Source organism: Caulobacter sp. 05T431, from assembly GCF_056665975.1.
The window spans coordinates 1-533 of sequence record NZ_JBFTKU010000084.1 but is presented as its reverse complement, the minus strand read 5'-3'; the positions used below and the strand labels follow the sequence as shown (position 1 = coordinate 533).

Genomic DNA, 533 nt, shown 5'->3' with positions numbered 1-533 from the left:
ATGTTCAGATGTACTCACGACTTCGTCAGGATCCATTCTCAATGTGAGGAACACTCATGCAGGCCACCACACGAACGGGAACAGCAGAGCCGCGCGTAGAGCGCCGCTCGATCGATTTCGTCCCTGAACACGAACGCCACGGATCGCCGGCGCAGCAATTCACCCTATGGTTCGGCGCGAACATGCAGATCACGGCAATCGTGGACGGAGCGCTGGCGGTGCTGTTCGGCGCCGATGCCCTGTGGGCGATCCTCGGACTGCTGATCGGCAACATCCTTGGCGGAGCCGTCATGGCACTGCACGCGGCCCAGGGACCCAAGCTGGGTCTCCCGCAGATGATCTCCAGCCGTGCGCAGTTTGGTGTCCTTGGCGCCGTGATCCCCCTGGTGTTGGTCATCATCATGTATCTCGGCTTCGCGGCCACCGGAACTGTCCTGGCGGGGCAGGCCGTCGAGCAGATCACGCACACCGGGACGCCGGCCGTGGGCATGGTCATCTTCGGGGCCTTGACCGTGCTGGTGGCGACCCTGGGC

General features: G+C 63.6%; 1 protein-coding gene. It reads left to right on the top strand.

Features of this window, described 5'->3' with window-relative positions; all coding sequences use genetic code 11:
* Positions 1-56: 56 nt before the first annotated feature.
* On the top strand, positions 57-533 hold a 477-nt coding region (locus tag AC1U89_RS24620), incomplete at its 3' end, for a purine-cytosine permease family protein (RefSeq protein WP_479902233.1).